This window comes from Pseudomonas sp. P7548 (assembly GCF_013386585.1).
Lineage (GTDB): Bacteria > Pseudomonadota > Gammaproteobacteria > Pseudomonadales > Pseudomonadaceae > Aquipseudomonas.
The window spans coordinates 1-23,287 of sequence record NZ_JACARO010000088.1; the positions used below are offsets into that span (position 1 = coordinate 1).

Here is a 23,287-nt window from a genome sequence, read left to right on the forward strand (position 1 = left end):
AATTTAGAACTTTACCCGGCGGCATTGGATGCTGGCTTCGATCATCGGCGTGTTAGATATCGCTGTTTTTTTGGGTGAAGCACGGTGCACTGGTCGGAGATGAAGTTAGGCCCCTCGAAAGGCGAACAGCGTCCACGAACGACCGCCATGAACAACAGGGATTCAGGATGAACCAGGCGACAAAGTTTACCGAGCCAGCTCGATGAGAGCGCGGCGTTGGCTAGCAACGCGCTAATGATTGGATTGGACTAATTCTGATGTATGTCAGCTCGGATTCAACACTTCTACCGTGGGAAAGTCAATTTTTGTGTCAAAGACATTGTTGATGTAGTTGGTAAACATATATTGAACACTTAAACCGATGATGGACAATATTTCCTCATTGGTGAAACCCGCTTCGCGAATGCGTGTGAGCTCCGCTTCAGCGACGTGCCCGCGAGTAGTGACAACTTGTTTGACAAACTGCCCCGCTGCAGCCATTTTCCGGTCGCTCGCCATACCCCGTCGGGCACGTAACAGGTCACTCGGGTACATTCTTCCGAAATTCATACCTATATAGGTATGTGTCGCCAGGCAATACAGGCATGTATTTACTTCAGACACTGCGAGCGCCACGTGGGCGCGAAGCCTTGCATCGAAGCTGTCGTCCAACGACTTCTGCATTTTGTCTAAGGCCGTGAGCGCGCTGGGTGAAAGTGATGTCAAACGCAGCACGTTCGGTACAAAACCCAATTTTTTGTAAACGGCATCAAACGCAGGACGCACCTCATCCCTTGCGCTGTCTCGTGTCGGAATTATAGTGCGGGTCATGGCTGCACCTCGGCAGGATGTTTAGCAGTAGCTTATCGAAAATGAGGTATGACTCTATCGTAGCGACCGCCTTATATGATTGTTCAAGTGCCTAGACTAATGTGTTCGTCGGAAAATCAATATCAGTATCGAACACGTTATTTATGTAATTGGTGAAACTGAACTGTACTACTAGACCTATGACTTCTATAATCTCCGCGTCGGAATACCCCGCTTCCCGTACGCAAGCAATTTCGTCCTCACTTACGTGCCCACGCATTTCCGCAACTTTTGCAGCGAATTGAATGATGGTCTGAATCTTCGGATTGGTCGACTGCCCTTTTCGTGCAAGCTCGATTTCTTCTGGACTGTCTTTTGCCAGGTTCAGCCCAACAAAGGTATGAGCAGCCACACAGTAAGCGCATCCGTTAACCTCTGATACAATAAGCGCAATTCGCTCACGTGTTTTCAGGTCCAGTACTTTCATTAACGGAGTTTGCATTCCCACCAACGCCGCAAGGGTTTTGGGGCTAATCGCTGTGAGCCGGTACAGGTTCGGAAAAAAACCAAGGCGCTTCCCGATTGCATCCAGCGTTGCGTGGGTCTCTGGCGGGGTGTTTTCCCGGCTCGGGATTTCAACGCGTGACATATTTTTCCACCTGTGAGGACTATGTTGTGATTCGCTTAGTCTAGCGAGTCAAAAAGCCGGTGATAAGCCGGGAATTTCAAGAAGAACCCTTTCAAAAAATGAGAGTCGAAGGCAATTGACGACCGTGACATGCACGACGCACCATAGCGCCCAGGAAATATTAGTCACGCTAAAAATTGACTGTGTAGTTAAAAATGAAAAATGGCCTGCAAAAACACATAATTTCTTGCTCAAAATACATGATCACACAGTAATTTGCACAACTGAAACGGCACCTTTACCTGCGTAAAAGTGACTGGTAGGTTATTGATCAATGCCAAAATGTGTTCCTTTCTGAGAGGATTAACAAAATGGATCGTCTTGAAGCGATGGCCATCTTGGTAGCTACCGTGGAAGCTGGGAGCTTCTCTGCTGCAAGTCGCAAGCTCTCGGTTCCGCTGCCAACAGTCAGCCGAAAACTCGCGGCTTTAGAGGAGCATCTAGGGGTTCGGCTATTGGTGCGTTCTACGCGTAGCTTGACGCTGACTGAAGCTGGATTGACCTACCTCCAGTCTTGTAAGCAGATAATCGATCAAGTGACTGAAGCAGAACGCTCTGTATCTGGCGAATACACGACCCCTAGAGGTGAGTTGGTCGTTACTGCTCCAGTCGTCTTTGGGCGTCTTCATCTCTTGCCAATCATTAATGATTTTTTGGCCTCATTTCCTAAAATTAATATCCGATTGATATTATCTGACAAATCAATGCACCTTGTAGATGATCATATCGATGCGGCTTTACGAGTAGGAAAATTACCAGATAGTAGCATGGTGGCCACCCAAGTTGGTACTGTTTGCCGAGTAGTTTGCGCGAGCCCGGAATACCTGGCCAGTCACGGCAAGCCAACACATCCTAATGACCTCATGGAGCATACATGTGTCAGTTTCGAAGGATTACCCTCTGGTCCCATGTGGAGCTTCACCTCTGCTGCAATGCCGACGGATTTATTAACCATCACGGTAAAACCTCGTCTTTCAGTAAACACTGCTGAGGCCGCTATTGATGCTGCTATTGCGAGCGTAGGACTAACTCATATTTTATCATATCAAATTGCCCATGTAGTCGAACAACAAAGATTACGATTAGTTCTTCGTGAATTCGAACCCACGCCGATACCAGTTAATTTAGTTCACGCCGGTCAGATACCACTACCCGTTAAAACTCGTAGTTTTTTTGATTTTGTTGTACCGCGCCTCAGAGTTGCCTTGCTCGGCGATAAAGATAGATTGCGGACAGGAATGAGCACCCCGGTGCCCGAATACCCTGGCTTGTAGTTATTTAAGTATGCATTCGGTCGACAATATTAATATGGGAATTTTACCCGAGATGCGTAACCGTCCAAGCTTCACCGCCTTGAAACTCAGACCTTAATCTCCTTCAACTATTGATTGACGCGCTCCCATTCAAAATGCGTTGGATCGAAAGTACCGCCATGCCACTCCATCATGTGTTCATGCTCTGGGTGGTTGGGGTCAGCCATCACTTCAAGGAAATCGGCATAACCTTGCCTGCCGCCGATGTCTTTCGGCGGGCAAGCATTGGCGCCCTCGATGCAATTCTGCACCTGAGGGCATGCCACAGCGGGTAATTTATTTTCAACTTTGATTTGGTGATTCCAGCCATCGCCGAAGTCATAGAGGTAGCGAAACGTCTTTTTCCCGTTCAACGCTTTGATCAGGGTTTTGCGGGCATCGGAGTTCACCGGTAGGCCCCATCCATCGGGGTCGGGAGTGCCGTAATTGTTGACCAAGTCGTTGCACGAGGCGGCTTCCCCTCCGTCCCGAAGCACGGGAGAAATACTTCCTTCGCAGTCTGGTCAATTGAGCTTGGCTCGCCGGCGCCCCCTGGGTGTGATATGGGGAATCTCACCCTTCACCTTTCACCTTTCCGCTTTCCGCGTTACCTTGCCATGCGTGCGGTTGCTCCGGCGCTTGCACTAGGCAACGCCGTGATACTCAAGCCAGATCCGCGTACCGCAGTATGCGGCGGTTTCGTGATCGCACGCCTGTTTGAATTGGCTGGCCTGCTGGCCGGCGTGCTGCAAGTTCTTCCTGGCGATGGCGCTACTGGTGCAGCCATGACCTGTGATCCCAATATCGGGATGATCCAGTTCACGGGTTCCACTGCGGCCTGTAGCAAAGAGGGGGAAGCTGCCGGACGTAATCTGAAGAAGGTATCGTTGGAGTTGGGTGGCAAAAATTAGTTGATCGTGCTCTACGATGCCGACTTGGATCTTACTGTCATCAACGCGGCCTAGGCTCTGTACGAAAAGTATTGCCTTACGCATCGCATGGAACAGGCCAATGAGATCATCGCAGTAAAACTTGTCGTGAGCTTGTCGAAGCGCGTAACGATGCGGCGGTTCTCCTTCAGCCACCCGAACATGCGCTCGATGGTATTGCGCTGTCGGTACTTGGGCCGATCGAACAGCCTGGGCAAGCCCGGTTTGGGTTTGCGCTTCATACTGCGCAAGGGGATTACCGTTTGCATTCGATAACGATCACAGTACCGGCGCAGGGCTTGAGCATCGTATCCCTTGTCGGCCAATAGCCATCGGCAGCGTTTGCGGGGACGGCCACGTAAGCTTGGGATACAAGCCTTATCCAGTAATGGTTGAGCATAGGCAATATCGCTGGCTTGCCCGCCTGACAACAGGAAGCGCAGCGGCACACCATTGGCGTCGCATAGCATGTGGATTTTGGTTGTCAGGGCGCCCCGGCTGCGTCCGAGCGCGTGATCTTGTGGTTCATCAGGCCCCCTTTTTTCCCGGCGCCTGATGAGGCTCGGGTTGCGCGAACGGCCTTGGAGTCGATCATCCAGGTGTCCAGATCAATCAAGCCCTGCTCATTCAACCGAATATGAAGAGGCTTGAGCATCTGATCGAAAGCGCCACAATCGCGCCAGTCGCGAAAACGTTGATACACCGTTGACCAAGGGCCGAATCGTTCGGGTATGTCTCGCCAGGCCGCGCCAGAGCAGAGTACCCAGAGGATGCCGTTAAGCATTAAGCGATCATCGGCTCATGGGCGCCCAGTACGGCGGGTTTGCGTGAATATATCGGCAACCAGATCCCAGGCTGCATCGGGGAGTTCGTAACGTTTTGCCATGCAGGTCCCCAGCCAATCATGACGGCTATTTTACCTGTTCAGACTTTTCGTACAGAGCCTAGGATGTCTATCTGCATCATGGCCAAAACTGCATGGCCACGGGCCGCGTGCTGGTACAGCGCGGCATCTACGAGCAGTTCATCGATAAGCTGACAACCAAGGCGCGTAGTCTGCGCGTTGGCGACCCGGTTCGTACGGATGTGCAGATAGGTTCGTTGATCAATGAACACCAACGCGACAATGCGCTACGTATTATCGAAGCAGCTCGTCAAGCGGGTGCAACCGTGCAGGCTGGTGGTCACTATGAGGGGCTGTTCCTGTCACCCACAGTGCTTAGCAACGTGACTTCGGACAACCCTGCGTTCTGCGAAGAAATCTTCGGGCCAGTGGCAGTGGTGACCCCTTTCGCCACTGGCGAAGACGCAATCACGCTAGCCAACGACACCGAATACGGTCTGTCGATGGCAGTCATCTCGAGTAACCTCGGGCGGGAGCTCAAGCTTGGCGAGCGCTTGCATACTGGCTTGTTACATATCAATGATCAGACCGTCAACGACGAAGTCGTCAATCCGTTCGGTGGGGTCGGCGCTTCCGGTAACGGGACAAGTATTGGAGGCCCTGCCAACTGGGAGGCGTTTACTCACTGGCAGTGGCTCACTATCAAGAGCGAAGCACCTGCTTATCCCATCTGAAGAGGAAGTCATTATGCATAAAGTGCAGATCGACGCGCGGTCACCGTCGTGGTGGTCCGAACTCCCGGCCAACCTTTTTTCCATTGAAACGCCCTACATTCGTGCACCTCGAAGACGAAGTATTGGTGAAGGTAGTCGCCGTGGGCATGTGCCACACGGACCTGATCGTGCGTGATTAACATATCTGGTGCCGTTACCGGCAGTGCTCGGCCATGAGGGCTCAGGCGTGGTCGAACCGCTAGGGCCAAACGTCAAGAACCTGAAGGTTGGGGATCATGTGGTATTGACCTAGGGTGCCTGTGGCCATTGCGCGCCTTGCGTAAGTGGTCATGAAACGTATTGCAAGAGTTTCTACGAGCATAACTTTGGCGGTGCGGGGCCGGACGGAGACATTGCTTTGCATAGCGAGAATGGCGAGCCGCGGCATGACCATTTTTTCACCCAGTCTTCGTTCTCAACCTACGCACTAGCCCGCCAGAGAAATGTAATCAAAGTACCGTCTGAAGCACCGCTGGCGTTGCTAGGCCCCTTGGGCTGCGGCATCCAAACAGGTGCAGGCGCTGTTATCAATTCACTGAAGGTTCGTTCTGATAGCAGTTTCGTCGCCTATGGCGATGGAGCAGTGGGATTGAGTGCCGTGATCGCTGCGCGCATTGCCGGTGCCATGACTATCATTGCGGTCGATGTAGTGCCTTCTCGGGTGAAGCTTGCCATCGAATTAGGTGCTACCCATACCCTAAACAGCCGAGAGGTTGAGATCATCGAGTCTGCGCGAGAAATAACAAGCGGCGGTGCCGATTTCCCACTCGAATCCACTGGACGCCGGAAGTCCTTGAAGCCAGTATCGAGGCGCTTGGTGGGCTGGGTACATTGGGTATCGTCGGAGCGCCAATGCTTGAGACGAAGGCGAGCTTCGATATTAACAGTCTGATATTGGGTGGACGCAGCATCCGAGGCATCGTGGAGGGTGACAGTGTACCCCAGGTATTCATTCCTCAACTTGTCGAGCTGTTTCAACAAAGGCGGTTTCCATTCGACCGATTGGTCAAATTCTACCCATTCGAACAGATCAACCAAGCCGCCGAGGGCAGCACAAAGGGCATCACACTCAAGCCCATCCTACACATCGCCGAACTCTGATCACGTACACCCTCAATCGGCTACACCGCTTAAGGCATTCTTACGGTCAAGCTCTTACGGTAGGGTTCATCATTGGCACCAAATGGAAGGACAAGGCTGCCATCGATACTTCAATGGTGTTTTTTAAATACTCGACCGACAATGGGCAGCAAGATTTCATCGGTTGAGGATTGATTATGGATCGTCTGTCTACATTGCTGTCTCGATTTGGCGTTCGCGCGAACCTTTTTTACAACGACAAGCTTTGTGGAGTTCAAACCTACGGTGACCTTGATCAGCGTGGTCATATCCATCTGTTGCAGGCGGGTACGGTAACGATGCAAGGTATTGACAAGCGCGATACGGTACTGACCAAGCCCAGCTTGATATTCCTGCCGCGGCCGTGTCGACACCGCTTGTTTGCCCATGAGTTTGACGACGCTCAGCTTCTCTGCGCTTCCATGGAGTTTGAAGGTGGCATCGACAACCCATTTTCAGCTTCGCTACCGGACATGCTTGTTTTGCCTTTGGATGAATTACCATTGCTGGCTACCACACTGACGTGGATGTTCGCAGAGGCGGCTGAGGGCCGGTGTGGTAAGGAGGCTGTAATCAATCGGCTGTTCGAGTTGCTGATTATATTGTTGTTCCGCCATCTGCTGGATCAGAATCAATTGCATACAGGTTTGATGGCAGGATTGGCAGACCCTCGACTTGCACACTCCTTGCTGCGCGTCCACGACGCACCCAATCATCCTTGGTCAATTGCCGAGATGGCGGATGAATCTAACATGTCACGTTCGGCCTATGCGGCGCATTTTCGAACTGTCATAGGACAAACGCCTGCAGAGTATTTATTGAGCTGGCGGGTCAGTCTGGCTCAGAGGCTATTGCGAGAAGGCCGAGCCATCAATTTGATTGCTGAAGAGGTAGGTTATGACAGTCCGTCGGCTCTGGCACGAGCATTTCGCAGAAAAACGGGGGTCAGTCCCCGTGAATGGATTAAAAGTGCTAACGGTCTATGAGGGGTATGGTTAAAGATTTTTTCTGAGAGGTAACAACGGCCTATGAACGTGCACAAACACTGGCCTGAGTACGGTTCGCACTCAGGCCATTGAGGTGATCATCAATCAATTAGAGCGGGATTCAAGTTCAACTAACGAGTGCCCGGCCACGAAAATCGAGGCGGCTAACAAACCAATGTCTTTGAGCAGAAATTGACCTGGAGCAATAGTGATGGCTGGAAAACCAAGTCCGGGTTCGAACACGCCTGGAGTTGAAAGCATAAAGCTTACAGTCGTGACAAACAAACCGGCAGATAGAGCACCTCCGAGGATAGAAAGCTTCGGAGAAACGAAACGACCCAGTATCAGTGCTCCGATGGACACCTCAAGAATACCCAGCAAACCGGAAAAGGTGTCGACACTGAAAATCTTATATACCCAGCCGAGCAATGGGCTATTGCCAACCAATGGAACCAAACCTTGCGCTTCATAATGGGTAAATTTCATACCCCCGAACCAGAAGTAAATCACGGCAAGAGCGACATAAACACCAAAAACCCCTAGGTTCATTGTGGTGACGCCCAATGAACGTTTCTGAGTATTGCCGTCCACTGTGTAATTTGCAGCAGTCAGAGTTTTCATGAGATTGAATTCCAAATAGTTGGTAACGGGTTTGGCATGACGTCAGCCCAGAGGTTGCTTGTTTCTGACTGTCCGTATGTCGTTTTAAATCCAACGGGGTTAGTACGTTGGGGGTGTGGAGATTGTTACCTTTAAGTGGAAATCAATGTGCTCCAAACGTGCAGTATTTGGTGCAGATCGTCTCGAACAACGTCTTTTTAGCCATCTGATGCTCGACCGGTGTTTGATTGGCTGCAAGCCTTTGGGGTTTGGTACAAAGCCTGGAAAAGGAGTTTCCTGTTGCCTATGGGATCAGTTGATCAACGAGGTGATATGCCGCTTCATTGGTCGATTGTTTCTGGACGGGCACCTTGAGCTGCTTGGTCGCCGAACAAGCCGATGGCCTTGGTCTGATATTTTGCGTTGGAAACCGTGGCAACGTTTCCCACCTGTTTACGACGCGCAACAGTCGGGCCTTTTCTTCTTTTCTTCTTTTCTTCTTTTCTTCTTTTCTTCCTTGCTTCTGGCGAAGCGGACCAGTGCAGTAGTGTGCAACCGCGATAAGATGCTAGAACGCTTTCAGTATCGAGTTCCTATGTCCCAAATCGACTGGCTCAGCCATCTTCTGAAAATGATCACCATCACAGGCCAGTTGGAGTTCCGTTGCGCCTACGGGGCACCGTGGCGTGTAGACAGGGTTCAGTCCGCGGCTCATGAAATTCCTTACCACATCGTGCTCAAAGGGCGGGCCGTTATAGAGGATCCAGAGACTGGGACGACAAGGGATCTGGGACCTGGTGATATCGTGCTGTTGCCGCATGGGTCGGCGCACATGTTGCACGATGGCAGCGGAAATGAGCCTAAACCCACCTGCAATCATCAAGGTCTTGGGGGGTGGACGCTCAGTGAGAATGATGGCGGTGACGAGCACTTGGATATGTTGTGTGGAAGATTTTTCATCGAGCCACCTCATGATCGGTTGATTCACAATTACCTTCCCAAAAATTTGGTGGTGCGCGCTATTTGCGATCCTGATGATGAAGACATCGGGTCCGCCTCGATTCACCTAGCCGGCCTTCTTGGGCTGATGCGTGTGGAATCCAGAGGAGATAAACCGGGCGGAAACGCCATGCTCAATGCGCTTTCTTCGGCGCTGTTCACACTGGTATTACGTACGGCTAGTGAATCCGAGCGAGCTCCAATAGGGTTGTTGGCACTGGCTGGTCATCCCCGATGGGCTCCTGCTATTTCAGCCTTGTTTGCCGATCCGGCACGTGCCTGGACCGTGCCTGATCTAGCCGATTTGTGCAGCATGTCACGGGCCACCTTCATGCGACATTTTCTGGACAAGCTGGGACGCTCCGCTATCGAGTTGCTCACCGATATCCGGATGAGCTTGGCCGCTAACGAACTGAAGAAGCCATCGTTGACTTCCGAGGCTGTGGCTGAGGCGGTCGGCTATCGATCTGTAGCGGCTTTCCGGCGTGTATTCGCGGAAACGATGGGGATGACTGTGGGACAGTGGCGCCGCCAAGCCCGTGGTGTCGAGTAATACGCTCCGTTTCGGTATGTAGACTGCAAAGCCACTAGCCCCATTGGTGAGGTGCAGCGTCTTCTTAACGAGCGACATGCACGGCTATACCCGCATAATATGTATTTCGATTTCAACGAAATGAGTTGTGTCCTGCTGCGCTTCGACCATGAAGGTCAATTGCTCTTCTGTTGATCCTTTTGAGCATTTTATTGAGCTAATACAGTCTCGAAATGAACACCGCATCAGCCTAAAGTGGGGACTCCTAACCACCTGATGAAGGAGTCACACCATGAGCCGAATTGCTATTCCCGCCATAGAGTTCTCCTGCGGCATAACGACTGATACCTGGATGCTGGCAAGGAAAATTGTTCATAGCTGTGTCACAAGCGTGAACTCTACGTACTGCTATCTCAATCCGACTTCAGGTGCTCTGGTTACCTAGACATCCAGTTAGGTGCGATATCGATAACTATCGATTCGCTCTGTTCGGTCATCGGCACTAACGCTACCAACATCAATTGTCAGTTTCTAAGTAGGCCACTTTGCCGGGCGACTAGGGCATCAATCGCCCAAATTTCGCCTGATAGTGTTGGCGCTGATTGAAAACTGACCCACCCTGCCGATTGAAAATTGACCCAGGGCGGATTGCTGTTTTTTGTCCCAGCAATTGTGAATAAGCTTAGCAGCAGTGTTCCGGTTGAACGGTCATCAAGCCCCACCGCATAAAGGCATGCGGCAGGGTGTTTATGGTGCAGATCAAAACGGTTCATCGTCCTCGATACCGTCTTCGTCCTTGCGCTTTCGTTCACGTGATTTGATCTTTGTCTGCGCGGCCAGAGTGCTGTGTTGCAGGCGGTAGGACTCGTTGCCCGTTTCGACGATGTGACAATGGTGTGTCAACCGATCCAGCAACGCTGTGGTCATCTTGGCGTCGCCGAACACACTCGACCATTCCGAGAAGCTGAGGTTGGTCGTGATCACAATGCTGGTGTGCTCGTATAACTTGGACAGCAGGTGAAATAACAGCGCGCCGCCGCTCTGGCTGAAGGGCAAATACCCCAGTTCATCGAGTATCACCAGGTCTGTCCGAAGCAGCCCTTGAGCGATTCGGCCACTCTTGCCGTCGTACTTTTCACGCTCCAGCAGATTGACCAGATCCACTGTGGAAAAGAAGCGCACGCGTTTGTTATGGGTCGTGATTCCGGACACGGCCAGGGCGCTGGCCAAATGTGTTTTGCCGGTTCCTGGCCCGCCGATGAACACGACATTCTGCGCGGTCTCTGTGAACTCCAAGCTGGACAGATCTTTGACCAGACGGGCATCTGCGCTGGAAGCGCTGAAGTCGAAGCCTGCCAAGTCACGATGCATAGGCAGTTTGGCCATGTTCATCTGGTGGTTCACTGAGCGTACGGCGCGATCTGCTTGTTCTTGTTGGAGCAGATGTTCGAGCAGCCACTTCGACGACGTCGTCGAGGCTTCTCCTTGAGAAGCCAGTTCTTCCCAAGCGCTGGCCATGCCATGCAGACGCAGCTCTTTGAGTTCCGCCATTAGGTCACGCATTGCGATTCTCCTCATCGGTTGTACGGAGCCGGTCGTAGCGCGCCGTATTGGCGACAGGCGCTACCTTGAGTTGCAGGTTGGTTTCTACGGAAGGAGGTGGTGCAGTGGAGGTCAGTCGAGCTAGAACATTCAGGATGTGATCGGCGCTCAAGCTTCCCGACTCAAGCACCAGTTCTACCGCCACGAGCACCGGGTCGAGACCGGCGATGGGCACAGCAGCCAGTACCTGCGTCATGATTCGATCACCGTTGCTGTGACGTCTCAGGCCTCGCTTGAGAAGCTGCAACGGCTTAGGCAGATCGGCAAACGGCGCGCCATTGCGCAGCGCACCGGGTTTGCGTTCGATGAGTGGGATGTAATGCTGCCAGTCAAAACTGACCTGATCTCGATCAAACAGACGCTCGTGGCTGGCGATCATCGTTTCATCGGCGATGACCACGATCCGAGAAGGATACAGACGGCTGCTGACCCACTGGCCGACGCGCTCACAAGGCACCGAATATCGATTTCGCGCCACGCTGATCAGGCAGGTGCTGGAGACCCGTACGGTGCGCTCGACGTAGCCATCAAAAGCCGTCGGCATCGGCATCATTTCGACCCGCTCTAGCTCCAAGACCTCTGCCACCGTCAGCCCGTTGTACTGCGGATGCACCAGCTCGCTCCAGAGTGCACGACAGCGTTGGCCGAGCCAGGCATTCAATTCTTCGAAGGTGTGAAACATGCAGTCTTGAGCGTCGAGCCAGATGCGTCGTCTGCTGTCTTGCACGTTCTTTTCAACGATGCCTTTTTCCCAGCCCGAGGCGACATTGCAGAAGTCCGGATCGAACAGGTAGTGCGCGCACATCACGGAAAACCGAGCATTGACCGTGCGGCCTTTGCCCTTGTTAACCTTGTCGACAGCCGTTTTCATGTTGTCGTAGATGCCGCGACGTGGCACCCCACCTAACGCACCGAACGAGCGCGTATGGGCATCGAACAGCATCTCGTGGCCTTGGCTGGGATACGCAACCAACCAGAACGCGCGACTGGCGCACAGCTTCATGTGGGAGACCTGGATGCGTCGGAACAGGCCGCCGATCAGCAGACCTTCTTCGCTCCAGTCAAATTGAAAAGCCTCACCGAGTGCAAACGTCAGCGGCACAAAGGCCCGTAACGATTTGCCTTGCTCACCGCGCCACGAGCGGATGAAGGCTGTGAGCTGGCTGTAGCCGCCGTCATAACCCTGGGCTTTGATCTGCTCAAAGAGTGCTTTGGCGCTCCTGCGGTTGTGCTTTGCCCGAAACGAATCAGCCTTCAGCGCCTGCTCCAGCGTCTCGTGGAATGGGCTGAGTTTGTTGAAGGTTACGCACCGCTGGTACGCCGGCTGAGTGGCTTCGGGTGCTCTGACCCATTTTCGGATGGTGTTTCTCGACAGCCCGGTACGCTTGGCGATCTGGTGCAGCGACAGCTTGTCGCGAAAGTACATCCTCCGAATTTTCCCCAACATTTCCATGCTGATCACCCTGTGTTCTCCTGCTCGGAAAGTGAGCAGAAGTAGTTGAACACCTGGGTCAGTTTTCAGTCGGCAGAACAGCCTTTACTGGGTCAGTTTTCGGTCAGCGGCAACACTGATAGCTCATAAACGTATAGCGCACCCAAACTTTTCACATATAGGAATCAGCATGTCTAACGCCGTTATCAAAAATATCCTCAGCCGCAGCGCCGCGAAATATTACGACCCTACTGCTATTTTGAGCGACGACCAAATCCGCGAGTTGGTGCGAATCGGCGCCAGCGCGCCAACATCTTTTCACTTACAGAACTGGCGCTTTATTGCTGTGCGCACGCCAGAAGCCAAAGCACGGTTGAGTCCGATTGCCTGGAGTCAGCCGGCGATCACTGAAGCTGCCGTCACTTTCATCATCTGCAGTCAATTGGCCGATTCCAGTGTAATCCCGGAGCGTCTTGCGCCGTTGGTCGAAGCGGGCGTCATGCCTGCGGCGATGGTGTCGGATTGGGAACTCCCTGCACGCGACTTGTATCTGGAGCACCCGCAGCGTCAGCGCGATGAGGCAGTACGCACGGCTACCTTCGGTGCGTCGGCGATCATTTATGCCGCCCGCTCGCTAGGCTTGGGTTCGACCCCAATGATCGGTTTCGATGCCGAAGGGGTTGTCCGTGAGTTTGGACTGGCTGAAAACGAAGTGCCGGTCATGTTGTTGTCCATCGGCGCGGAGCGTTCGGGAAACTGGGCGCAAAAACCACGCCGTCCGTTGGATGAAGTGTTGGATCTCATTTAATTGTCAGTTAAACCAGTAAGTTACGGAGACTACGATGTCTAGAAGTGCAGTTCTAACGCCGGAACAAGTGCCGGCTGATTCGAAACCGACTCTCGATGCGTTCACCAAGAACACCGGGTTCACTCCCAATATGATGGCTACCTTCGCGCAGAGCCCAATCGCGTTCAACGCATGGGCGACCCTGCTCGGCTCCATGAGTAAAGCGCTCGATGTAAAGACGCGTGACAGCATCGGTCTCGCCGTTTCCGAAGCGAATGGCTGCAACTATTGCCTGACCGTTCACAGCTTTACGGCCGAGCATATGGCCAAACTGCCGGCCGATGAAGTCATTCTCGCTCGCAAGGGCCAGGCTACCGACCCCAAGCGCAACGCTGCCCTTCAGTTCGCGCACAAAGTCATCGAGACTCGCGGCAAGGTCAGTGATGCTGATCTGAAAGCCGTCCGCGACGCAGGCTACACAGATGCGAATGTCATGGAAATTATCGCGTTGGTGGCCATGTACTCCCTGACGAACTTTTTCAATAACGTGTTCGATCCCGAGAAAGACTTTCCTGCCGTTACGCCGGCTGGATCGATCTGACGTCTATCCGGTCGTGTCGACCCTCTCCTAAGGTGTTTGGAGAGTTATCGTGATACGGGCATGACGATGAAACCCAGATGCACTCAGGAAAGACTCTTGGGACCGCATCTGGGCTTTCTCACTATGAACATCAGCCACTGTTTGCCCTATCGGGACAACATTACCTCTTAGTGTCGCGTTTAATGACCACGTTGCCCCAAGTGCCCACATTTGCAGATTTCAAGAGTGCTGAAGAGTTTCCTGCCACTGCCAGTTCGTCCGCGGCCGCTAAAAGTGCTGGTCCAAACTCTTGCATTCGTTCCAACGTTAGGCGGGAGGAGGGGCCTGCGATCACGACGACGCCTGTCGCAGGCTCGTTAGCACGCTTGATGGGTGCAGCCATGGAGCTCATGCCCAGGGCATAGGCGTCCAGGATAATGCTGTATCCACGTCCGCGATGCTCATCCAGCACCTTCAGCAAGGCCTTGATGGATGTCGGTGCGTTTGGTCCGAAGTCTTTTGGCTTGCCAATCCCCTGTCGTGTCACGTACTCGATGGCTACATCCTCGGGTAGCGTCATGAGCCAGGCCTGGCCTGCCGCACTGCAGGACAACTTCAAATCTATGCCCATGTCCGGGTCATACAGGAGGCCGGATTTCGCGCCCTGCGCCTTTGCCACCAGCGTCAACCGATCCTCATCGACGATGCCCAGCCGAACAAGTTCAGCGGTCGTTTGAGCCAGTCGATCGATTACCGGTTGGGCAATGTCCAGAACGCCCGACTTGCTCAAAAAGCTGAGACCCATCGATGCCATTTTTGTGGTGAGCGCATAGTCGCCGCGTTGCGGCATTTGGCGCACATAGCCGTAACGAATCAATTCGTGCAGCGCCCTGTGACAGCCACTGCGCAGCTGGTTCAAATCAGTTGAGATCTGAGCCAGGGCGACTCCGTCCGGATAGTCGGTGAGGTACTCGAGGATATCCAGTGATTTTTCCAGTGCTCCGCTCATAAAAACTCCTCTAATTCAAAGTTTGAATATTATAATAATTTTGAAAGTTATTCAAGTTTTGTGTATTGTCCGATCTCACCGGCCCAGAGCGTTCTGGGTTAATGACTATGAGGACGACTCTGAATGTACAATATAAACACACTGCGCAGCTCCTTGGTGGCAGGGTTCGAGGCGACCGGATTGCTCGGCTCGACAGCACGCGTACGCGGCATGAACTGAGGTCGTCGACGATGTCTCTTTTTGGAAACGCGGCCCTCGCCATGTGGTGGAACATGGCTCCAGATATGCGAGAAGACTTCGAGCATTGGCATTCCCATGAGCATTTCCCCGAGCGGCTTGGCATCCCTGGATTCCACCGTAGTTCGAGGTGGTCCTGTGTGAACGGTGGGGAGGGTATATTCGTGATGTACGAATTGGAGAGCTTCGGCGTCTTGTCGTCGCCCTCATACCTTGAACGCTTGAATGCACCCACTCCCTGGTCGATCAAGTTGATGCCGCATCACAGAAATATGGTGCGCAGTCAATCGCATGTTCTTGAATCGCGCGGCGGTGGTGTGGCGCGCAACGCATTGACTATCCGTTTCTCCCCGAAGCGCGAACGTGAGGCCGAGCTCCGACAATCTCTGAAGGCACTCATCGAAGAGCTATCTGTTCGTCCTGGAATTACAGGTGCGCATCTACTGATACACGAGACGCCTTTGATCGCCCAGACAACGGAGCAAAAGATTCGTGGTACGGCAGACGAGGTTGCGGATTGGGCGTTGGTTGTTTGTGGATACGACACGGATGCGGTGCAGGCTCTAAATAGTTTCGAGCTTTCCGAATCTTCACTCGTAAGCCTGGGCGCACAGCCGGATCAAAAGAGCGACTTCTATTCGCTTTCCTATTCTGCGATACCCACAGATGTTTATTGAGTGCACCACAGGGAGCTTAAAACCATGAACAACAGCACGTCGCACACACTTTGCCTGGCGCATTTGAGTTTGATCGAACTGACACCTCCCGAGTTGGTTGACGCCGCAGCTGACGCCGGATTCTCCTATGTCAGCATGAGGCTCGCGCCTGCTTCGACGGAGGAGCGCCTGCACCCCATGATTGGTAATACACCGATGATGCGCGACACCCTGGCGCGGATGCGCGACCGAGGGGTCTGTGTACATGACGTAGAGTTGGTTCGCCTTACGCCAGGCACCAGGCCTGCTGACCTGGAGCCGTTACTTGCTGCTGCTGAGATGCTCGGCGCAAAGCATGTACTTGTAGCTGGAGATAGCGACGACGAGGCTGCAGTTGCTCGGCGCTTCGGCGAACTGAGCGCTATTGGAGAACGTTACGGATTGCTCATGGGCTTAGAGTTCATGCCATGGAGAGGCATCAAGAACCTGCCTTCCGCATGTCGCGTAGTTGAAGCCGCGGGGGCTGGCGGGGTTGTAGTGGACGCGATTCACCTTGCCCGCTCAGGCGGCACGCCAGAGGATCTCGCGCTACTACCAAAGAATATGTGGGCCTATTTCCAGATCTGCGATGCACCGTCAAAGGCGCCGGTTTCTGAAGAGGAATTGTTGTTTCAGGCACGGAGCGCGCGGCTCCCTCCCGGAAAGGGCGGTCTCGATCTTATTCCGATGATACGAGCCCTTCCCCCCGAGACAGTTATCTCCATCGAAGTACCACTTCATGGCTTGCCTGGTCTGCTTGCACCGGTGGCACGCGCGCGCATGCTTCGGGCCACTACGCTCGAGATCCTGGCGAAAGCCCATGCTGCTCAATAGCGGGATCTGCGTTTGCTGCAAAGCGCGTGCGATTTAATCGTTTTTTGTGCGGCACCAATATCCCCCCGATTTGTTCCTGCCTGGATAACACTCGATGCGGCCGCTGGTTGTCATGATTTACGGAAGTATCAATAGATGTAAGGCATTGGATGTATCACACGAAGGCAGCGTATTCGCTGTCGTCGCACGCTAGACCTTGATCAGCCGACTCTCAAAATAAAAATACTGGAGACAATAATGGCAGACGCCTCGGACCATGCGCACCGCGCGAAACAACAGATCAAGAAGGCTGCTGCCAGCGGCTGGATTGGATCGGCACTGGAGTTTTACGACTTCTTCATTTACGCCACAGCGGCATCGCTGATCTTTCCCCAGATCTTTTTTCCCAATAAGGATCCCAAGCTTGTCCTCATCGCGTCATTGGCGACGTATGGTGTGGGTTACATCGCTCGCCCGATTGGTGCCTTCTTTCTCGGGCACTGGGGTGACACGCATGGGCGCAAGCAGGTGCTGGTCTTGTGCATGTTTCTCATGGGCTTTTCGACGATGGGCGTCGGGCTGTTGCCGACTTACGAACAGGTCGGCGTGCTTGCCCCTGTGCTTCTCGTCTTGCTACGACTGATACAGGGCTTCGCAGTGGCTGGAGAGGTATCGGGCGCCACCTCAATGATTCTCGAACACGCGCCTTTTGGCCGACGCGGTTTCTACGCCAGCTTCACAATGCAGGGTGTACAAGCGGGACAGATTTTCGCTGCAGCGGTCTTCCTGCCACTCGCTTACTACATGCCCACTGAGGCGTTCAATGCTTGGGGATGGCGCATCCCTTTCCTGCTCAGCTTCATTGTCATCGTCGCGGGTTACATCATCCGCCGCGAGGTCGACGAGTCACTTGCATTCGCTGAAGAGGGCGCACGCGGTGCGGCCTATAAGGCGCCGGTTATTCAGGTTGTTACAGAGAGCTGGAAGGACATGCTGCGAGTGATGTGTTGTTCTTTGATGAACGTCATTCCAGTGGTAACAACGATTTTCGGAGCGGCTTACGCGGTCCAGCCGGGCTATGGCATCGGATTCGAGAAGGAAGTTTACCTATGGATCTCGGTCATGGGCAATATTGTCGCCGTGCTCATCACCCCGCTAGCCGGCAACCTGTCAGACAAGTTCGGCCGTAGGCCGCTGATCATCATCGGTGCACTCGCTCCAGGATTGCTGTCGTTCGTATATCTCTATGCCATCAGCGTTCATAGCATCTCGTTGGCGATCGTGACGTCACTGTTGATGTGGGGAGTCCTTTATCAAGGGTACAACGCGGTTTTCCCGAGTTTCTACCCGGAAATGTTCCCGACTCGCACCCGTGTCTCGGGCATGGCCATCTCCCAGAACCTCGGCACCGCCGCCACAGCCATGCTTCCGGCGCTATTCGTCGTTGTTGCTCCGCCAGGTTCGGTCAACGTTCCGATGACCATCGGGGCGATCACCCTGGGCGTGACGGTGGTCGCGGCAATCGCAGCCTGGACCGCCAGAGAAACCTCCCGAATCCCCTTGAACGATCTGGGCAATCCCGACGCGGTTCCTGTTCCTGAGCAGGAGTACGAACGGCTTCGAGAACAGGCTGTGGTCGACGTGCGGGTGGCCAAGGCATCTACCTGAGTTCTGGCTTCCACCGGGCTTCGGCGTAATGCAAGGCCCGATGGACTCCCATTAACGTGTTGAAAGCAGGAATTTGGCGAGGCTTGCGGTTCTGAGGGGAATGGCCACGGTAGATTCTGAGCTCAAGTTCGCAATTTCAGCGAGTCAAGACTGGGGATGGAATGACAAGATTAATCATGTGGCATTGCCAGGGACCGGAAAGGATCCTGGTATTGATGCTCGCTATCACGGCGCCTAAACCTTGAACCTGGACACCTACTTTTTTCTAACCGTACTTGCAGCCTTCCTGGTGGGTTTGTCAAAGGGGGGCTTGCCTAGTATCAGCATGTTAGCCGTGCCACTGCTGTCACTGGTGATGTCGCCGGTTAAGGCGGCGGCATTGTTGTTGCCGATCTTTGTGATTTCTGATTGGTTGGGGGTTTACCTGTATCGGCGTGACTTTAGCAAGGCTAATCTGCGAATACTGATCCCTGCGGGCATCGTCGGTGTGTTGGCAGGTTGGCTGACCGCATCTATCGTGTCGGATCAGGTCGTCACCTTCCTGATCGGCACCATGGGCGTAGCCTTTTGTCTGAATGTGTGGCTGTGCAAGCCAACCGATGGGGCACCGCAGCCTGCAGACCGTGCCAAGGGCTGGTTCTGGGGCACGCTGGCGGGCTTCACCAGTTTCATTTCCCATTCTGGCGGGCCACCGTTTCAGATATTCACGCTGCCGCAAAAACTAGCCAAGGCCGAGTTCGCCGGAACCGCCACTATTGTTTTTGCGGTCATCAACGCCGCAAAGATTGTTCCTTACCAGAACTTGCGTCCGTACTCCCATGAAACGCTGTTGGATGCCATGGTACTGATCCCATTTGCTCTGATAGGTACGGTGGCTGGTGCTTACCTTACGCGGAAAATTTCCGATATTTGGTTTTACCGCATTGTGCAGCTCAGCCTGTTTTTGGTATCCATCAAGCTGCTGGCGGACGCGGTACACAACTAATCGATTAACTCCATTGACGGTTGGATAATTGCGAGTTTAGTACGAAAAAGAATACGTCCCCCGTCGAGTCTGCTCCAGATACTGTCAGGGTAATGATAGGAGTACCTTCACACGGTTCTCCGCTGCATAAATGGATTCATCCAGGCTTGCCTCTCGTGTTTTACAAGCAGTCATCCTGATTTGCTGCAATGCTTCCATTCGTTGAAAGGGAAGGAGTGGAAAAAGGCGATCGACTTGGTTGAGCGGCTGGCGCTGGGGGGTAGATGTAAAAAAATCGTGACCGCCATCTACCCGCACGATAGGGACAGTCACAAAATTTATTAACATGCTCAGTGCACTAAACCTTCGCTACGACTTCCGTTAAATCTTGAAACTCTCCAACGAAGCTGAATGGAACAGCTCCTCGGGCTGAAGTAAGCGCGACGACAATCCTTCTGCGTAATGGCGTTCTAGGAAGCGGCTGAGTACATGACGATTTGCTTCGAAACCATAGGACCAGAAGTCTTCACCGAGCAATTGGCGGGCCGCTCTTAACTGATCCTCGATAAACGGTAACGTTACCTTGGTAGCGGAGGTGTCGCTCAATTTGCGCAGTGCCACAGACTTGGACTTTTCGAATGCCTTGGCTATGGCCCCGGGTAACCATGGGTGCTGCTCGGCGAGCGTGCGCCGGACCCCTAGCAAGTGCATGATCGGGAATAGCTGAGTGCGGCGATACCAGTCCGAGGCCGCTCCTTGAGGATCAGGATAAAGATAGCTGACCCTAGGATGACCTTGAGTGAAACAGGAAGGTGCACGTGGACCGATCACGGCATCCAGTTCACCGGAGGCGAGCATGCCAGAAAGCGTTTCAGTCTCTGGGGCGTTCTCGACGATGACATCTGCCGGTAGCTTCAGAACAATTTTCTCCAGACGCCCGGCCTCTTCATACCCACCACGAACCCAGGTGACGTCCGAGGCTTTCAAACCATGGTCTTCTTCCAGGAACAGCCGAACCCATACGTTCGCCGTCAACTGGTACTCCGGCACCCCGATCCGTTTGCCCTTGAGGTCTGCCGCAGACTCAATTCCGCGATCATTGCGGATGTAAATCGAAGAGTGACGAAACGCGCGGGATGGGAAGACAGGGACAGCAATATAGGGACTGGTGCCCGCTGCGGTTTTAACGCTGTAACTGCTCAACGATAACTCGCAGATGTCGTAGTCAGCATGGCGAAATGCCCGAAAGAAAATCTCTTCGGGATCTTGCAGCATAAAGATTGGGTCGACCCCATCGATCTGTACTTCGTCGTCCACCAATGGCCGAATGCGATCATAATTGCCCACAGCTATGGATAGGTTCAATTTGTTCATAATTGGTTCTCGCAAATTTGAGTGACTGCAGCATTCATACCCAGTGTGACGTCGCGTTGTTCTTCGTTGGATCGCAGCATGGCAAGGCAGATCTCTAAAGTGTCGCGAGCCCATTCACCGTCATGCAGCGGCGTGATCCCGTAAAACAGAGCCAGATACAGCTCGTCTATGACTTCGGACCGCGGCACCGCTGGCCGTTCAAGCATCAGTCGATTACGACTATTCGGGCCGTAGAGCATGATGGCATCCGCCACGGGCTTAAGGTCGCCACCTTCGCACGACACAATAATCGGGCCGAAATGCTGGAAGGCCATCGCGTCGTCGGTAGGAGAGGGGCTGACGTAGCGTGTACCGCCATAAGTGCTCTCAGCTTTGAGTCGCGCCTCCTCATCTGCCGATTGCACCTGCTGCAACAATCGACGGGCGCCGCCGTAAGCTTCAGGGCTTTTTGGCTTGCCCATTTCCCCAATCCACCCCATCCACTCGTCGGAGTCGAAGTGTCCGTAGCCGTTGTAGGTAATGGATGCGAATGCCCCATTCTCGAACCATAGAGTGGCTGTGTAGGCGCCTTCAGTTGGCCGGGCGCGGTCCCAGTTACCCACTGCCGCGCGGACACGGGTAGCGCGACTGCCAGCTAGCAAACGGACCACATCTACTTGATGTGCTGCCTGGCTGAATACTGCTCCGCCGCCTTCAGCGGTGGAGAGCTCTTCCGGGCGGCGAGGACGCAGCAGGTAGTCGGTGTAGTTCAGCGCTTGAATCATCTTCACTGCGCCAAACTTGCCGCTACCGATCAACTCCCGGGTACGCAGGTAGGGGGTATCGAAACTGTGGCAATGTCCAACGATCAGCTTCACGCCAGCATCGGCGCAATCGGCGATCATCCGATCGCATTCGTCGAGAGACAGCGCCATGGGTTTTTCGACTAGCACGTGCTTGCGATGAGCGGCGGCTATATGGGTGTGCTCAGCGTGAAACTGATGCGGGCTAGCGATGTACAAGGCGTCGACGTTACTGTCGGCAGCCAAGGCTTCGATGGTCTCGAAGGCAGGAGCATCAAAATCCCTTTCGAATTGCTCACGGGCTTGCGCCCGCGGGTCACAGGCGCCCACCAATTGAACGCGTCGGTCGGCCAGGAAGGTTGGCAGCATGAGGGTGAATGCCCGACCTAGACCGACTATGCCTAGGCGCAGCCGCCGCGAAGATTCTGCGTTGCTGGCCATCACGCACGGACCTCGTAATCAGGCTCGGCTACCATATTGGCATCGCCGCCAGCCCATACGTAATGACTTTTATATTCACGCCAGTCGATGTCCTTGGGCACGATCGCTTGAAACGAACAGATACTGGAAGGGATCGTTTTTTCACCCGTACCGATAGCGGTATCACCCGCTTGGAATGCTGCCAGGGCATCAAGCATCACTCGGCGGAACTCCACTACTGCAAGGTCACTGGCGCCCAAGCGCTCATCGGATCGGTTGGCGATAGGCCCCATGGTCACCCACATAGCAATATCTTGATTGGGGAAGCCTTTGATGCCGGTAAAATTACCGTTCTTCATAGCTTCACGATCTTGCCAGAAATGGTTCTCGTTGTTACGTAGCGGACGGTAGCCGCTGTCCAGATCAATGCCGGGCTGCTGGCCGAGGAACTTGCGCCAGGTTTCGGTTTCCGGGGTGTTATCGGGATTTCCCCAGGCCATGAAATAGAAGGCTGTGTGGGTGTCGTCGATGGGTACGTTGATATTTGCCACGTTATACAAGTTATTCGGCGGAATCAGCGCGGTTGCAGGGGCTACGAACACTGTAGATCGCACATACTCGTTGGTGGCTGCATTCTGAATGGGACGGCGAAGAGCGGCATAACGGAAGCCATAGCTGGTGCGGTCAACCTGCATTCGTGGTGCTTTGTCCGTAGAAGGTCGTAACCATTTTTTTGCGGTCGCCTCAGCGCCTCCAACCCGTGCTGGAACGAAGTCAGATGAGTACAGACTTGAGCTGTGTGCCGAGTCGATGGCACCTTCCAGGATCTGCGCCCAGTTGCAAGGAATGATCGCCTTGGCGATGCTCACTCGAACCTTATCGTGGGGTGCCCAGGCCGGTGGCACAAATTCGGGAACTGCGTCCTGTGGTCCCATGTAGGCCCAAACGAAACCGCCCCATTCACGAGTTTTGTAGGCTGTATGTTTGACCTTTTGACACATGTTACTGGCGGCAGGCTCGGAAACCATTTCCACCACATTACCGTCCACATCCATCTTCCAGCCATGATAGAGGCAGCGCAATCCCGAGTTTTCATTGCGGCCGTAGAGCAGCGATACGCGGCGATGTGGGCAATACTCGTCCATGACACCAACGCGACCATCGGTGTCGCGGAACACGACCAAGTCCTCGCCAAACAGACGGGCCCTGACAGGCGTGCCGTCAGGCTCGCTGACTTCTTCAAGCAAACACACAGGTGTCCAGTGACGGCGCATCATCTGGCCCATCGGCGCGTCACCTTCGACGCGGCAGAGCAACAGGTTCTCTTCAGGGGTCAACATGTAATATCTCCAGCGTTCAACTAATCGTTTGTA

At 53.7% G+C, this 23,287-nt stretch carries 23 protein-coding genes and 3 pseudogenes; 14 read left to right on the plus strand and 12 right to left on the minus strand.

What is annotated here, in order from left to right:
* Positions 1-264: 264 nt before the first annotated feature.
* Positions 265-810: a carboxymuconolactone decarboxylase family protein gene (locus tag HX803_RS27980; RefSeq protein WP_038850265.1), complete on the minus strand. Its 546-nt coding sequence runs from the start codon at positions 808-810 to the stop codon at positions 265-267.
* A 91-nt stretch (positions 811-901) separates the two neighbouring features.
* On the minus strand, positions 902-1,438 hold the full coding sequence (locus HX803_RS27985) for a carboxymuconolactone decarboxylase family protein (protein WP_038850264.1): 537 nt from the start codon (positions 1,436-1,438) through the stop codon (positions 902-904).
* Positions 1,439-1,788: 350 nt separating this feature from the next.
* On the opposite strand from HX803_RS27985, the gene HX803_RS27990 reads away from it, so the two are divergent.
* Positions 1,789-2,751: a LysR family transcriptional regulator gene (locus HX803_RS27990; protein WP_080642444.1), complete on the plus strand. Its 963-nt coding sequence runs from the start codon at positions 1,789-1,791 to the stop codon at positions 2,749-2,751.
* A 107-nt stretch (positions 2,752-2,858) separates the two neighbouring features.
* Here the strand turns inward: HX803_RS27990 and HX803_RS27995 are convergent.
* Positions 2,859-3,215, minus strand: a pseudogene (locus tag HX803_RS27995) (plasmid pRiA4b ORF-3 family protein); the annotation flags it as partial.
* A 10-nt stretch (positions 3,216-3,225) separates the two neighbouring features.
* On the opposite strand from HX803_RS27995, the pseudogene HX803_RS28000 reads away from it, so the two are divergent.
* Positions 3,226-3,677: pseudogene (locus HX803_RS28000) on the plus strand (aldehyde dehydrogenase family protein); the annotation flags it as partial.
* Positions 3,678-3,730: 53 nt separating this feature from the next.
* On the opposite strand, the pseudogene HX803_RS28005 reads toward HX803_RS28000, so the two are convergent.
* Positions 3,731-4,584, minus strand: a pseudogene (locus tag HX803_RS28005) (IS5 family transposase).
* Positions 4,585-4,655: 71 nt separating this feature from the next.
* Here HX803_RS28005 and HX803_RS28010 point away from each other — a divergent pair.
* From HX803_RS28010 to HX803_RS28020, 5 genes are all read left to right on the plus strand, one after another.
* Positions 4,656-5,276: an aldehyde dehydrogenase family protein gene (locus tag HX803_RS28010; RefSeq protein ID WP_200864556.1), complete on the plus strand. Its 621-nt coding sequence runs from the start codon at positions 4,656-4,658 to the stop codon at positions 5,274-5,276.
* A 226-nt stretch (positions 5,277-5,502) separates the two neighbouring features.
* Complete coding sequence (locus HX803_RS33245) at positions 5,503-5,568, plus strand: hypothetical protein (protein WP_370589172.1); 66 nt, start codon at positions 5,503-5,505, stop codon at positions 5,566-5,568.
* 372 nt (positions 5,569-5,940) lie between these two features.
* Positions 5,941-6,207, plus strand: a complete 267-nt coding sequence (locus tag HX803_RS32985; RefSeq protein ID WP_305729225.1) for a zinc-binding dehydrogenase — start codon at positions 5,941-5,943, stop codon at positions 6,205-6,207.
* Positions 6,168-6,416, plus strand: coding sequence for a hypothetical protein (locus HX803_RS32990; protein WP_305729226.1), 249 nt, complete (start codon positions 6,168-6,170; stop codon positions 6,414-6,416). Before HX803_RS32985 ends, HX803_RS32990 begins: the two co-directional genes overlap by 40 nt.
* Positions 6,417-6,592: 176 nt before the next feature.
* The gene (locus tag HX803_RS28020; protein ID WP_038850262.1) at positions 6,593-7,420 is read left to right on the plus strand and encodes an AraC family transcriptional regulator; all 828 of its coding nucleotides are present in this window, start codon (positions 6,593-6,595) and stop codon (positions 7,418-7,420) included.
* A 105-nt stretch (positions 7,421-7,525) separates the two neighbouring features.
* Here the strand turns inward: HX803_RS28020 and HX803_RS28025 are convergent, their stop codons facing one another.
* Complete coding sequence (locus HX803_RS28025; protein ID WP_038850261.1) at positions 7,526-8,041, minus strand: YkgB family protein; 516 nt, start codon at positions 8,039-8,041, stop codon at positions 7,526-7,528.
* Positions 8,042-8,156: 115 nt separating this feature from the next.
* On the opposite strand from HX803_RS28025, the gene HX803_RS28030 reads away from it, so the two are divergent.
* Complete coding sequence (locus HX803_RS28030; RefSeq protein WP_218647194.1) at positions 8,157-9,572, plus strand: cupin domain-containing protein; 1,416 nt, start codon at positions 8,157-8,159, stop codon at positions 9,570-9,572.
* 503 nt (positions 9,573-10,075) lie between these two features.
* Here the strand turns inward: HX803_RS28030 and HX803_RS28035 are convergent.
* Genes HX803_RS28035 through istA form a run of 3 tightly spaced genes read right to left on the minus strand, consistent with a single transcriptional unit; the run spans position 10,076 to position 12,606 of the window.
* Complete coding sequence (locus HX803_RS28035) at positions 10,076-10,324, minus strand: hypothetical protein (protein ID WP_178925286.1); 249 nt, start codon at positions 10,322-10,324, stop codon at positions 10,076-10,078.
* Positions 10,311-11,114 (minus strand): IS21-like element helper ATPase IstB, encoded by an 804-nt coding sequence (gene istB / locus HX803_RS28040; RefSeq protein WP_178925288.1) that lies wholly within the window; start codon positions 11,112-11,114, stop codon positions 10,311-10,313. Before istB ends, HX803_RS28035 begins: the two co-directional genes overlap by 14 nt.
* Positions 11,107-12,606 carry an IS21 family transposase gene (istA, locus tag HX803_RS28045; protein WP_178925292.1) on the minus strand — a complete coding sequence of 500 codons (1,500 nt, stop codon included), beginning with the start codon at positions 12,604-12,606 and terminating at the stop codon, positions 11,107-11,109. The genes istB and istA overlap by 8 nt, the downstream gene beginning before the upstream one ends.
* 169 nt (positions 12,607-12,775) lie before the next feature.
* Here istA and HX803_RS28050 point away from each other — a divergent pair, with 169 nt between their 5' ends.
* Positions 12,776-13,393, plus strand: a complete 618-nt coding sequence (locus HX803_RS28050; protein WP_038850259.1) for a nitroreductase family protein — start codon at positions 12,776-12,778, stop codon at positions 13,391-13,393.
* Positions 13,394-13,427: 34 nt separating this feature from the next.
* Positions 13,428-13,973, plus strand: a complete 546-nt coding sequence (locus HX803_RS28055) for a carboxymuconolactone decarboxylase family protein (RefSeq protein ID WP_038850258.1) — start codon at positions 13,428-13,430, stop codon at positions 13,971-13,973.
* Positions 13,974-14,133: 160 nt separating this feature from the next.
* On the opposite strand, the gene HX803_RS28060 is transcribed toward HX803_RS28055, so the two are convergent.
* Positions 14,134-14,961: an IclR family transcriptional regulator gene (locus HX803_RS28060; RefSeq protein ID WP_038850257.1), complete on the minus strand. Its 828-nt coding sequence runs from the start codon at positions 14,959-14,961 to the stop codon at positions 14,134-14,136.
* Between the two features lie 401 nt (positions 14,962-15,362).
* Here HX803_RS28060 and HX803_RS28065 point away from each other — a divergent pair, with 401 nt between their 5' ends.
* The 4 genes from HX803_RS28065 to HX803_RS28080 all read left to right on the plus strand — a co-directional run bounded on the left by HX803_RS28065 (position 15,363) and on the right by HX803_RS28080 (position 19,359).
* Positions 15,363-15,875 carry a hypothetical protein gene (locus HX803_RS28065; protein ID WP_152514758.1) on the plus strand — a complete coding sequence of 171 codons (513 nt, stop codon included), beginning with the start codon at positions 15,363-15,365 and terminating at the stop codon, positions 15,873-15,875.
* Positions 15,876-15,899: 24 nt separating this feature from the next.
* A complete protein-coding gene (locus HX803_RS28070) occupies positions 15,900-16,727 on the plus strand; it encodes a sugar phosphate isomerase/epimerase (protein WP_038850256.1) in 828 nt (275 codons plus the stop codon).
* A gap of 237 nt (positions 16,728-16,964) precedes the next feature.
* Positions 16,965-18,374 carry an MFS transporter gene (locus HX803_RS28075; protein ID WP_038850255.1) on the plus strand — a complete coding sequence of 470 codons (1,410 nt, stop codon included), beginning with the start codon at positions 16,965-16,967 and terminating at the stop codon, positions 18,372-18,374.
* Positions 18,375-18,615: 241 nt separating this feature from the next.
* The gene (locus tag HX803_RS28080) at positions 18,616-19,359 is read left to right on the plus strand and encodes a sulfite exporter TauE/SafE family protein (RefSeq protein WP_038850254.1); all 744 of its coding nucleotides are present in this window, start codon (positions 18,616-18,618) and stop codon (positions 19,357-19,359) included.
* A 360-nt stretch (positions 19,360-19,719) separates the two neighbouring features.
* Here HX803_RS28080 and HX803_RS28085 read toward each other — a convergent pair whose 3' ends face one another.
* The 3 genes from HX803_RS28085 to HX803_RS28095 are packed head-to-tail and all read right to left on the minus strand — an operon-like array spanning position 19,720 to position 23,254.
* Positions 19,720-20,712, minus strand: a complete 993-nt coding sequence (locus tag HX803_RS28085) for an ABC transporter substrate-binding protein (RefSeq protein ID WP_038850253.1) — start codon at positions 20,710-20,712, stop codon at positions 19,720-19,722.
* Complete coding sequence (locus tag HX803_RS28090) at positions 20,709-21,935, minus strand: Gfo/Idh/MocA family protein (RefSeq protein ID WP_038850252.1); 1,227 nt, start codon at positions 21,933-21,935, stop codon at positions 20,709-20,711. Before HX803_RS28090 ends, HX803_RS28085 begins: the two co-directional genes overlap by 4 nt.
* Entirely contained in the window at positions 21,935-23,254 is a 1,320-nt protein-coding gene (locus HX803_RS28095; RefSeq protein WP_178925290.1) for a Rieske 2Fe-2S domain-containing protein, read from the minus strand. The genes HX803_RS28090 and HX803_RS28095 overlap by 1 nt, the downstream gene beginning before the upstream one ends.
* Positions 23,255-23,287 lie beyond the last annotated feature (33 nt).

What these genes read in the sequence shown, in the direction of transcription:
- HX803_RS27980 (WP_038850265.1), bottom strand. Translation starts at nt 810, where the DNA reads ATGACCCGCACTATAATTCCGACACGAGACAGCGCAAGGGATGAGGTG.
- HX803_RS27985 (WP_038850264.1), bottom strand. Translation starts at nt 1,438, where the DNA reads ATGTCACGCGTTGAAATCCCGAGCCGGGAAAACACCCCGCCAGAGACC.
- HX803_RS27990 (WP_080642444.1), top strand. Translation starts at nt 1,789, where the DNA reads ATGGATCGTCTTGAAGCGATGGCCATCTTGGTAGCTACCGTGGAAGCT.
- HX803_RS32985 (WP_305729225.1), top strand. Translation starts at nt 5,941, where the DNA reads ATGACTATCATTGCGGTCGATGTAGTGCCTTCTCGGGTGAAGCTTGCC.
- HX803_RS32990 (WP_305729226.1), top strand. Translation starts at nt 6,168, where the DNA reads ATGCTTGAGACGAAGGCGAGCTTCGATATTAACAGTCTGATATTGGGT.
- HX803_RS28020 (WP_038850262.1), top strand. Translation starts at nt 6,593, where the DNA reads ATGGATCGTCTGTCTACATTGCTGTCTCGATTTGGCGTTCGCGCGAAC.
- HX803_RS28025 (WP_038850261.1), bottom strand. Translation starts at nt 8,041, where the DNA reads ATGAAAACTCTGACTGCTGCAAATTACACAGTGGACGGCAATACTCAG.
- HX803_RS28035 (WP_178925286.1), bottom strand. Translation starts at nt 10,324, where the DNA reads ATGAACCGTTTTGATCTGCACCATAAACACCCTGCCGCATGCCTTTAT.
- istB (WP_178925288.1), bottom strand. Translation starts at nt 11,114, where the DNA reads ATGCGTGACCTAATGGCGGAACTCAAAGAGCTGCGTCTGCATGGCATG.
- istA (WP_178925292.1), bottom strand. Translation starts at nt 12,606, where the DNA reads ATGGAAATGTTGGGGAAAATTCGGAGGATGTACTTTCGCGACAAGCTG.
- HX803_RS28050 (WP_038850259.1), top strand. Translation starts at nt 12,776, where the DNA reads ATGTCTAACGCCGTTATCAAAAATATCCTCAGCCGCAGCGCCGCGAAA.
- HX803_RS28055 (WP_038850258.1), top strand. Translation starts at nt 13,428, where the DNA reads ATGTCTAGAAGTGCAGTTCTAACGCCGGAACAAGTGCCGGCTGATTCG.
- HX803_RS28060 (WP_038850257.1), bottom strand. Translation starts at nt 14,961, where the DNA reads ATGAGCGGAGCACTGGAAAAATCACTGGATATCCTCGAGTACCTCACC.
- HX803_RS28070 (WP_038850256.1), top strand. Translation starts at nt 15,900, where the DNA reads ATGAACAACAGCACGTCGCACACACTTTGCCTGGCGCATTTGAGTTTG.
- HX803_RS28075 (WP_038850255.1), top strand. Translation starts at nt 16,965, where the DNA reads ATGGCAGACGCCTCGGACCATGCGCACCGCGCGAAACAACAGATCAAG.
- HX803_RS28085 (WP_038850253.1), bottom strand. Translation starts at nt 20,712, where the DNA reads ATGAACAAATTGAACCTATCCATAGCTGTGGGCAATTATGATCGCATT.
- HX803_RS28090 (WP_038850252.1), bottom strand. Translation starts at nt 21,935, where the DNA reads ATGGCCAGCAACGCAGAATCTTCGCGGCGGCTGCGCCTAGGCATAGTC.
- HX803_RS28095 (WP_178925290.1), bottom strand. Translation starts at nt 23,254, where the DNA reads ATGTTGACCCCTGAAGAGAACCTGTTGCTCTGCCGCGTCGAAGGTGAC.